This is a genomic window from Naumannella cuiyingiana, assembly GCF_013408305.1.
In the GTDB taxonomy this organism is placed as follows: domain Bacteria; phylum Actinomycetota; class Actinomycetes; order Propionibacteriales; family Propionibacteriaceae; genus Naumannella; species Naumannella cuiyingiana.
Window position 1 is genome coordinate 1,393,383 of the sequence record NZ_JACBZS010000001.1, and the last position, 10,102, is coordinate 1,403,484.

The following is a 10,102-nucleotide window of genomic DNA, read 5'->3' on the forward strand; positions in this document are numbered from 1 at the left end:
AGGGGCCCGCACGCTCCACGGAAGGAGCCGCGATGGCTCAGCACAATGAGGTGCGAGACCCGGCGATGACCCGCAGGGTCATCACCGCCTCGTTCGTCGGCACGGCGATCGAGTGGTACGACTTCTATCTCTACGGCACGGCGTCGGCGCTGGTGTTCAACGTCTTGTTCTTCCCGTCCTTCGACCCGCTGGTCGGCACCCTGGTGTCGTTCGGCACATTCGCCGCGGGCTTCCTCGCCCGCCCGATCGGCGGGATCGTGTTCGGGCACTTCGGCGACCGGATCGGCCGCAAGTCGATGCTGGTCTGGAGCCTGGTCGGGATGGGCGCGGCGACCTTCCTGATCGGCCTGTTGCCCACCTACGCCCAGATCGGCGTGGCCGCGCCGCTGCTGCTGCTCCTGCTCCGCCTGCTGCAGGGCTTCGCGGTCGGCGGGGAGTGGGGCGGGGCCGTGCTGATGTCGGTCGAGTCGACCGACGAGAAGCACCGCGGACTCGCCGGAAGCTGGACCCAGGCCGGCTCGCCGGCCGGGCTGGTGCTGTCCACCGTCGTGTTCGGCCTGACCACCCTGCTGCCGCCCGAGGATTTCCTCGCCTGGGGCTGGCGGATCCCGTTCCTGTTCAGCGCGTTGCTGGTCGGGGTCGGCCTGTTCATCCGGCTCCGCGTGATCGAGAGCCCGGAGTTCGAGCGGGTGGAGGCCTCCGGCGAACGGGCAGCGATGCCGGCCCTGGAGGCACTTCGCCAGCACCCGTTGAACATCGTGCTGGCCGCCGTGATGTGCCTCGCGCCGTTCGTCAACTTCTACATGTTCGCGACGTTCATCCTCACCTACGCCACCACCACGCTCGGGATGGCCCGCGGGACCGTGCTCACCATCGTCGCGGTCGCCGGATTCGCGGAGCTGTTCACCATCCCGCTGTGCGCCGCGCTGTCGGACCGGATCGGGCGGCGCCGGGTGTTCCTGACCGGGACCGTGCTCTTCGCGCTGTACGCCTATCCGTTCTTCCTGATCAACCAGGCGTTCCCCTCCGTCGCCACCTTCGCGATCACGACGTTCGTCGGGCTCGCCCTGATCCACCCGTTCATGTACGGGCCGATGGCCACCCTGTTCGCCGAGCTGTTCCCCGCCCGCGTCCGCTACAGCGGAGCATCGCTCGGCTACCAGATCGGCGCGATCTTCGGCGGCGGGTTCGCCCCGCTGATCCTGACCGCGCTGCTCGCCACCGGCCTCGGCGCCGTGGTGACCATCCCGCCGTACATGATCTTGGTGTCCGTGCTGACCTTCATCGCGGTCTGGGTGGCGACGCAACCCGGGCGGCGTTGGATGGGAGAGCAGCCGCCGCAGACAACCGAAGGAGAACCACGTGCCTGACCCGCAACGAGACGTTCCGGACACCCGGATGCTGATCGGGGGCGAGCGCCCTGCGCTCGACCCCGCCGCCACGATGGCGGTGCACAGCCCGATCGACGGCGCCGTGCTCGGAGAGATCGCCGACGCCGGCCCGGAGCAGGTCGGCGCGGCGATCGGCGCGGCGGAGGACGCGTTCGCCGACTGGCGCCGGGTCAGCGGCGGCGAGCGCGCGCGGCTGATGCACCGGCTCGCGGACCTGATCGAGCGCGATGCCGACCGCCTGGCGCGGCTGGAATCGCGCGACAACGGCAAGCTGCTGCGCGAGACGCGCGCCCAAGCGGCATTCGCGGCGCGCAACTACCGGTTCTTCGCCGGCCTGGCCGACAAGATCGACGGTCGCACCGTGCCGCTGGACGCCTGGGAGACCTTCGACTACACCCGCCGCGAGCCGGTCGGGGTGGCCGCCCTGATCACGGCCTGGAACTCGCCGATGCAGTTGCTGGCAAACAAGCTCGCCCCGGCGCTCGCCGCCGGATGCACCGTGGTGGTCAAGCCGAGCGAGATCGCGCCGATGACCACCCTGGCGATGCCGGACCTGCTCGCCGAGGCCGGCTTCCCCGACGGCGTGGTGAACATCGTCACCGGCGGCGTGACCGCCGGGGAGGCGTTGACCACCGACCCGCGGCTCGGCACGATCAGCTTCACCGGCTCCGTTCCGACCGGGCAGGCGATCGCCCGCGCGGCGGCGCAGACGCTGGTCCCGGTCACCCTCGAGCTCGGCGGCAAGAGCGCCAACGTGATCTTCGACGACGCCGACCTGGATCGCGCGGTGCCGGGTGCGGTCGCGGGGATCTTCGCCGCCGGCGGGCAGGCCTGCATCGCCGGATCGCGGCTGCTGGTGCACGAGGGGGTCGCCGACGAGGTCGAGCGGCGGCTGGCCGAACGCGCTCGCGCGATCGTGTTGGGCGATCCGTTCGCCGACGCCACGCAGCTCGGCCCGGTCGTCTCCACCGCGCAGCGCGACCGCATCCTCGGCCACATCGACGCGGCGCGCGGCTCGGCCCGCCTGCTGGCCGGCGGCGGCGCGCCGGACGATCCGGCGCTGGCCGCCGGCTCGTATGTCGAGCCCACCGTGTTCGCCGATGTCGACCCGGCCTCGCCGCTCGCGCAGCAGGAGGTCTTCGGGCCGGTGCTCGCGATCACCCGGTTCGCGACCGAGGAGGAGGCGATCACCATCGCCAACGGCACCGAGTTCGGGCTGGCCTCGGGCGTGTGGACCGAGAACCTCGCCCGCGCCCACCGCGTCGCCCGCGAGCTGATCGCCGGCACGGTGTGGGTGAACACCTATCGCTACTCGGCGGCGCAGGCGCCGTTCGGGGGGGTACGCCGCTCCGGCCACGGCCGCGAGCGCGGGATCGAGGCGATCGAGGGCTACCTGCGTACCAAGAACGTCTTGATCGATCTGTCCGACGAGGTACGCGACCCCTTCGCGATCAAGGCATGAGCGAGGAGAAGATGATCATGGATGGCAACTCCGCGGTCGGCCTGGTCGGGCTCGGCCAGATGGGCCTGCCGATCGCCGAACGGCTCGGCACCGCCTTCGATGTCGTCGCGTTCGACATCGCCGCCGACCGGCGCGAGCTGGCCGGTGGGATCGACCGGCTGCAAGCCACCGATCGGCTGGCCGACCTGGCCGGCTGCGGGCGGATCGTGTTGTCGCTGCCCAACCCGGCGATCTCGCACGCCGTGCTGGCCGAGCTCGGCCCGCAACTGGCGCCCGGGACGATCGTGATCGAAACCAGCACGGTGCTGCCGGACGACGTGCGCGAGATGGCCGCCGCGCTGGCCGCGCACGAGGTGCGGCTGGTCGAGGCGGCCGTGCTGTCCGGCGTCGGCCAGATGAGCGGCGGCACGGCGACGCTGCTGATCGGCGGCGAGGAGGCCGACCTGGCGCAGGTGCGCGACCTGCTCGCGGCGCTCGGCGGGGGCGGGATACGCGAGCTGGGCGCGCTGGGCTCGGCGATGGCGGCCAAGGTGGTCAACAACGGCGTCGCGCACGCCGTGATGGTGGTGCTGGTCGAGGCGTTCGCGATGGCCCGCGCCCAGGGGGTACGCCTGACCGACATCGCGGCCATGCTCAGCCAGCCCGACGCCGGGCTGCTCCGCCCGCTCACCCACCGGATGATGGAGCGCGTCGCCGGTGGCAATTACGCCGGCGGGATGTCGCTGGACGCGGCCCGCAAGGACTCGACGCTCGCGCTGGCGATGGCGCAGCGCAGCGGCGTACCGCTCTTCGCGACCCAGGCCGCGCAGTCGGTCTACGACCTGGCGGCCGCCGCCGGGCTCGGCCGCGACGACTACGCCGCCATCGCCACGCTGTGGCAGGACTGGACCGGCCAGTCGCTGACCTTCGGCGAGCAGCCGTGAGCGCGCCGGCCGGCGACGGCGTGTATGCCCTGCGCTACGCGTGGCGTACCGCCTCGGTGCGCGGCGAGCACTTCTACGGCCACCCCGCCGACTGCATGGGGCCGTGGCCGATCGACTACTACACGTGGGCGATCGTGCGTGGCGACCGGGCGATCGTGGTGGACACCGGCTTCACCGCCGCCGAGGCGGCCAGGCGCGGCGACCGGCCCTATGTGGCCAGCCCGGTCGAACTGCTCGGCCGCCTCGGCCTCGGCCCCGAACAGGTGAGCGATGTGGTGCTCAGCCACCTGCACTACGACCACACCGGCCACCTCGACGCCTACCCGGCGGCCACCCTGCATGTGCAGCGCGACGAGCTCGACTTCTGGCGCGGGCCGATGGCGCGGCGCGGGGCGTACGCACACCTGCTGCACCCCGGCGACCTGGCCCGGCTCGGCGAGCTGGAGGCCGCCGGCCGGGTCCGCGTCCACGCGGGCGACGCCCGGCTCGACGACCGGGTCTCGCTGCACCTGGTCGGCGGACACACCGCCGGTACCCAGGTCGTGCGCGTCGCGACCGACGCCGGGCCGGTCGTGCTGGCCAGCGACGCCAGCCACTTCTACGCCAATCTCGACGAGGACCACCCCTACGGCGTCGTGCACGAGCTGCCGCGGATGTATCTCGCCTTCGACCGGCTGCGCGAGCTCGCCGGAGACGACGGCGTGATCGTGCCCGGGCACGACCCGCGGGTGCCCGACCGGCACCCGGCCGTGCCCGGCACCGACGACGCCGTGTTCTCGCTGACCCCCCACCCCCCACCCGTGAACCCCCCCACCCGTGAACGAAGGAACCGCATGAGCCAGCAGGTCGAGACCGCCGCGCAACCGACCACCGAGGATCGTGCCGTCGCGGATCGGGCCGAGCCGATCGAGGCGGACGCGATCGAGGCGGACGTGATCGTGGTCGGCGGCGGGAACGCCGGCTTCTCCGCCGCCCACGCCGCCGCCGAACGCGGCCGCCGGGTGCTGTTGCTGGAGCGCGGTACGCGCGAGGAGTCCGGCGGCAACAGCTTCTACACCGCCGGCGCCACCCGGATCCCGCACGACGGCATGACCGATCTGCGCGACCTGGTCGAGCCCGACGAGCGGCACGCCGTCAGCGAGGTGCCGCCCTACAGCCGCGAGGAGTACGCCGCCGACCTGGCCAAGGTGACCGAGGGGCGCGGCGACCCCGAGCTGGCGGCCGTGCTGGTCGCCGACGCGCTGGATGCCGTCCGCTGGCTGCACGGACTCGGCGTGAAGTACCGGCTGATGTATGAGCGGCAGGCCTTCCAGCGCCCCGACGGGAGCTACCTGTTCTGGGGCGGCCTGCATGTGGGCAATGTCGGCGGCGGGGAGGGCCTGATCGCCGACCACACGGCCGTCGCGCGGCGCCTCGGCATCGACGTGCGCTACGGCGTACACGTCACCGACCTGATCGTCACCGCCGGCCGGGTGGTCGGCGTACGCGGCACCGCGGACGGGGCCGAGCTGACCGCGCGGGCCGAGTCGGTGATCATCGCCGCCGGCGGCTTCGAGGCGAACCCGCAGTGGCGCGAGCGCTACCTGGGCCCGGGCTGGTCGCACGCCGTGGTGCGCGGTACGCCGAACAACACCGGCGACCTGATCGCCGCCGCCCTCGACCTCGGCGCCGCACGCGGCGGCGACTGGTCGACCTGCCACAGCGTGCAGTGGGACGCCGGCCACCCCGAGAACGCGTCCAACCGCGAGCTGACCAACCGGCTCACCCGGCAGAGCTACCCGTTCGGCATCCTGGTCAACCGCGACGGCCTGCGGTTCCTCGACGAGGGCGCGGACTTCCGCAACTACACCTACGCCAAGTACGGCCGGGAGATCCTTGCCCAGCCGGGCTCCGTGGCGTACCAGATCTTCGACGCGACGCTGCGCCCGATGCTGCGGGCGGAGGAGTACGAGATGCCCGGGGTGACCGAGGTGGTCGCCGACACGATCGAGGAGCTGGCCGGGCGGATCGGCGTACCGGCCGAGGCGCTGGCGCGGACGGTGGGCGAGTTCAACGCCTCGATCGACCGCTCGGTGCCGTTCGACCCGACGATCAAGGACGGCCGGTCCGCGGCGGTGCGCCCGCCGAAGAGCAACTGGGCCGCGCCGATCGAGACCGGCCCGTTCTACGCCTACCCGGTGACCTGCGGGATCACGTTCACCTTCGGCGGCCTGCGCGGCGACCTGGACGGCCGCGTGCTGGACGAGTCGGGCGTACCGATCCCGGGGCTGTACGCCTGCGGCGAGGCGCTCGGCGGGCTGTTCAGCGTGAACTACCCCGGCGGGTCGGGCCTGGCGGCGGGGATGGTGTTCGGGCGGCGCGCGGGCCGGATCGCCTGAGGCCCGCCGCCGCGCCGGCGCACTAGAGTCCGGGCGGGAGGGACCGATGGCGACGACGGTGTATGAGGACATCCGCGAGGCGATCCTGGCCGGCGGGCTCGCGCCGGGACGGTCGCTCTCGGAGAACGCGCTGGCCGCCCAGTTCGGCACCTCCCGCACTCCCGTGCGCGAGGCGTTGCACCGACTGGAGGCCGAGATGCTGGTCGAGCGGGCCGGGCGGAGCTTTCGGGTACGCGCGACCAGCCCCGAGGAGATCCTCGACATCTACGAGGTGCGGATCACGCTGGAGGGCGCGGCAGCGCGGGGCGCCGCGGAGCGCTCGACCGAACTGGATCGGGCGCGGCTGCGGGTCGCGGCCGACGACATGCGCGCCGCGACCGGCGATCCGCGCGAGCGCGCCCGGCTGAACCGGGTGTTCCACGAGGCGATCTGGGCGGCGAGCCACAACCCCACGCTGATCGACCTGCTGCACCGGCTGAACGTGCACCTGGTCCGGTATCCGACGACCACGCTCGAGGTCCCGGAGCGCTGGGTCGCCGTGCTGGACGAGCACGAGCGGCTGCTGGAGGCGATCGACGCCGGTGACACCGACCGGGCGAAGACCCTCGCCGAGGCACACATCGTCAGCGCCCGCGAGGTGCGCCTGTGGATGATGACCCGGTCCTGAGCGCGGTCCCTCACGCGGAGTCGCTTGCACGTCGTCCGCCGCCGAAAGCGACCACTCGCCCGGCAAGTGGCGACCGCCGGGCACGCTTCCGCGCCGTTGGCGACCACTGGTTGGGGTTGTGGCTGCCGTCCTGGTCCGAACCCCGCCACAACCCGGGCGAGTGGTCGGTAACGGCGCGGCACGATGACTCCGGATTGAGTCGCGGCAGCCTATTAGGTTAGCCTCACCATGCAGCCGGCGCCGCCGGAGCGACGATCCCGAGGAGCGCAGTGACCACCACCCAGCGCGTACCGCCGAGCACGGAGGCCCCGCCGCGGCGCGGGTCGGTGCTCGGGCTGACGCTGCTGGTCGTGCTCGCGGTCGGCGCCGCACTCGCCAGCCTCGCCATCGGCAGCCGCGACATCCCGATCGGCGAGGTGCTCGGGGCATTGCTGTACCCGGACGGCTCGGACATCTCGACGATCGTCAACGGGCTGCGGGTCCCGCGTACCGCGCTCGGCCTGCTCGCGGGCGCGGCCCTCGGTCTGGCGGGCGCACTGATGCAGGGCCACACCCGCAATCCGCTGGCCGACCCCGGCCTGCTGGGCGTGAACGCCGGTGCGGCCTTCGCGGTCGTGATCGGCGTGTTCGCGTTCGGCGTCACCTCGCTGGCCGGGTACGCCTGGTTCGCCCTGGCCGGCGCGGGCCTGGCCGCTGCCGCGGTGTTCGCCATCGGTTCGAGCCGCGGGGGCCCGAACCCGGTCTCGCTGGTCCTCGCCGGCGCGGCCGTCTCCGCGTTGTTGATCGCCTGCACCCAGGCCGTCGTGCTGACCGACCGGGCGACCCTGAACCAGTGGCGGTTCTGGCAGGTCGGCTCGGTCGCCAACCGCGGCCTCGACGTGGTCGCGCAGGTGGCGCCGTTCCTGGTCGCGGGCGCGGTGCTCGCCGCGATCAGCTCGCGAAGCCTGAACCTGCTGCAACTCGGCGACGACGTCGCCCGCTCGCTCGGCATCCGGCCCACGCGGGCCAAGGTGATCGGCATCGCCGCGGTGATGCTGCTGGTCGGCGCGACCACCGCGGCCTGCGGCCCGATCTCCTTCGTCGGGCTGGTCGTCCCCCACCTCGCGCGCTTCCTGGCCGGCGTCGACTATCGCTGGATCCTCGTCTACTCGACCCTGCTCGGCGCCATCCTGGTCACGGCCGGCGACATCCTCGGCCGGCTGATGGTCCGGCCCGCCGAGCTACAGGTCGGCATCGTGATGGCCCTGATCGGCGGGCCGGTCTTCGTGCTGCTGGTCCGGCGCGCCCGGTTGGTGAAACTGTGAGCACCGGTACGCTCGCGCGGCCGGATGCCCGACGCCCCGGCAGCCAGCCCGTCTCGCTGCGACTCGGACCGATGTCGTGGCAGGTGCCCATTCGCGCCGGGATGGTCGCGCTCGGTGGCCTGATCGTTGCCGCGATCTTGTTCGTGCTGGATCTCGGCCTGGGCGACTATCCGATCGCACCGACCGATGTGGTGATCACGCTCCTCGGCGGTGGTACGCCGGCGCAGAGCTTCATCATCAACGGCCTGCGGCTGCCGCAGGCCAGCGTCGCGGTGCTGGTCGGCGCCGCGCTGGGGCTGTCGGGCGCGCTGACCCAGACCTTCGCCCGCAATCCGCTGGCCAGCCCCGACATCCTCGGGATCACCAACGGGGCCTCGGCGGGCGCGGTAAGCGTGATCATCCTCGCCGGTACCGCGGGCTACGGCGGCGGCATCGTCTCGGGCCTGTTGCAGACCGTCGGCGTACCGGTTGCCGCCTTCGTCGGCGGTATCGGCACCGCGGCGCTGCTCTACGTCCTGGCCTGGCGCGGCGGCGTCGACGGTGGCCGGCTGGTGCTGATCGGCATCGGCATCGGCGCCTTCATGACGGCCATCGTGTCGTGGTTGTTGGCGACCGCCCAGATCGAGGATGCGGCCAGCGCCGCGATCTGGTTGAACGGCTCCCTGAATGGGCGCGGCTGGGAGCAGGCGCTGCCGGTGGCCGCGTCGTTGCTGGTGTTCGTGCCCGCCTCGCTGATCCTGATCCGCTCGCTGAATGCGATGCAGCTCGGCGACGACTCCGCCCGCGGGCTCGGGGTGCGGCTGCAGACGACGCAATTGCTGATGCTCGTCTGCGCGGTCGGGCTGGCCGCGGTCGCCGTATCGGCGGTGGGACCGTTGAACTTCGTCGCGTTCGTCGTGCCGCAGATCGCCCTGCGGCTGACCGGAGGATCACGGCCGCCAATGCTCGCGGCGATGACCTTCGGTGCGGCACTGGTGCTCGGTGCCGACCTGATCAGCCGCGTGGTGATCCCGCTCGGCCTGCCGGCCGGCATGATCACCGCCGTCCTCGGCGCCCCCTATCTGTTGTGGTTGTTGTTGCGTTCGAATCGGAGGATCTCCGCATGAGCTCACGTCTGCGCGCCGAGGGCCTGGTCGTCGGCTACGGCCAGCAACCGGTGATCAACGGTCTCGACATCGAGATCGGTGACGGCATGATCACCGCAATCATCGGTCCGAACGGGTGCGGCAAGTCGACCCTGCTGCGGACCCTGGCCCGGATCCTGAAACCGGCCGCCGGTCGGGTGCTGCTCGATGATCGGCCGATCGAGTCCTATGCCCCGCGTGCCGTGTCGCAGCTGATGTCGATCCTGCCGCAGTCGCCGATCGCGCCCGAGGGGCTGCTGGTCCGCGACCTGGTCGGCCGCGGCCGGCATCCGCACCAGCGCTGGTTCAGCCAGTGGTCGCGCGAGGACGAGGCCGCGGTCGAGGCGGCACTGGCGATGACCGACATGGGCGAGCTGCGTGATCGGGCACTGGATCAACTGTCCGGTGGCCAGCGGCAGCGCGCCTGGCTGGCGATGACGCTCGCCCAGGAGACCGATCTGGTACTGCTGGACGAGCCGACCACCTATCTTGATCTTGCCCATCAGGTCGACGTGTTGGAGCTGGTCTGCCGGCTGAATGCCGAGCGCGGGCGTACCGTCGCGATGGTGTTGCACGACCTGAACCTGGCGGTGCGCTATGCCCACCGGATCGTGATCATGGCCGACGGCGCGATCGTCGCCCAGGGCACACCCGCCGAGGTATTCGACGCCGAGATGCTGCGCCGGGTGTTCGGGCTGGATGCCGAGGTGATCGCCGTCGGCCGCGACGGGCTGCCGGTGGTGGTGCCCAAGACGTCGATCCATGACGCGACCGGCGCTCCCGTCCGGGAACCGGTAACCGCGTACGCCACCCTCTGATCCCGTCGACCTTTCGTTCAATCCCGTTTCGTCAA

General features: G+C 72.1%; 8 protein-coding genes. All 8 read left to right on the plus strand.

Translation table 11 applies throughout. The annotated features are described in order from the left end of the window. The first annotated feature begins 32 nt into the window (after positions 1-32). The 8 genes from GGQ54_RS06490 (at position 33) to GGQ54_RS06525 (ending at position 10,067) form a co-directional block, all read left to right on the plus strand. On the plus strand, positions 33-1,370 hold the full coding sequence (locus GGQ54_RS06490; RefSeq protein WP_179444648.1) for an MFS transporter: 1,338 nt from the start codon (positions 33-35) through the stop codon (positions 1,368-1,370). Beyond that, complete coding sequence (locus GGQ54_RS06495) at positions 1,363-2,853, plus strand: aldehyde dehydrogenase (RefSeq protein ID WP_218843734.1); 1,491 nt, start codon at positions 1,363-1,365, stop codon at positions 2,851-2,853. Before GGQ54_RS06490 ends, GGQ54_RS06495 begins: the two co-directional genes overlap by 8 nt. Further along, positions 2,850-3,776, plus strand: a complete 927-nt coding sequence (locus GGQ54_RS06500; RefSeq protein WP_218843735.1) for an NAD(P)-dependent oxidoreductase — start codon at positions 2,850-2,852, stop codon at positions 3,774-3,776. Before GGQ54_RS06495 ends, GGQ54_RS06500 begins: the two co-directional genes overlap by 4 nt. Beyond that, positions 3,773-6,154 (plus strand): FAD-dependent tricarballylate dehydrogenase TcuA, encoded by a 2,382-nt coding sequence (gene tcuA / locus GGQ54_RS06505; protein WP_179444649.1) that lies wholly within the window; start codon positions 3,773-3,775, stop codon positions 6,152-6,154. The genes GGQ54_RS06500 and tcuA overlap by 4 nt, the downstream gene beginning before the upstream one ends. A gap of 46 nt (positions 6,155-6,200) precedes the next feature. Beyond that, positions 6,201-6,821, plus strand: coding sequence for a GntR family transcriptional regulator (locus GGQ54_RS06510; protein WP_179444650.1), 621 nt, complete (start codon positions 6,201-6,203; stop codon positions 6,819-6,821). 269 nt (positions 6,822-7,090) lie between these two features. Beyond that, complete coding sequence (locus GGQ54_RS06515) at positions 7,091-8,125, plus strand: iron chelate uptake ABC transporter family permease subunit (protein WP_179444651.1); 1,035 nt, start codon at positions 7,091-7,093, stop codon at positions 8,123-8,125. After that, a complete protein-coding gene (locus tag GGQ54_RS06520) occupies positions 8,122-9,231 on the plus strand; it encodes an iron chelate uptake ABC transporter family permease subunit (RefSeq protein WP_218843737.1) in 1,110 nt (369 codons plus the stop codon). Before GGQ54_RS06515 ends, GGQ54_RS06520 begins: the two co-directional genes overlap by 4 nt. Then, entirely contained in the window at positions 9,228-10,067 is an 840-nt protein-coding gene (locus GGQ54_RS06525; protein WP_179444652.1) for an ABC transporter ATP-binding protein, read from the plus strand. Before GGQ54_RS06520 ends, GGQ54_RS06525 begins: the two co-directional genes overlap by 4 nt. Positions 10,068-10,102: the final 35 nt, after the last annotated feature.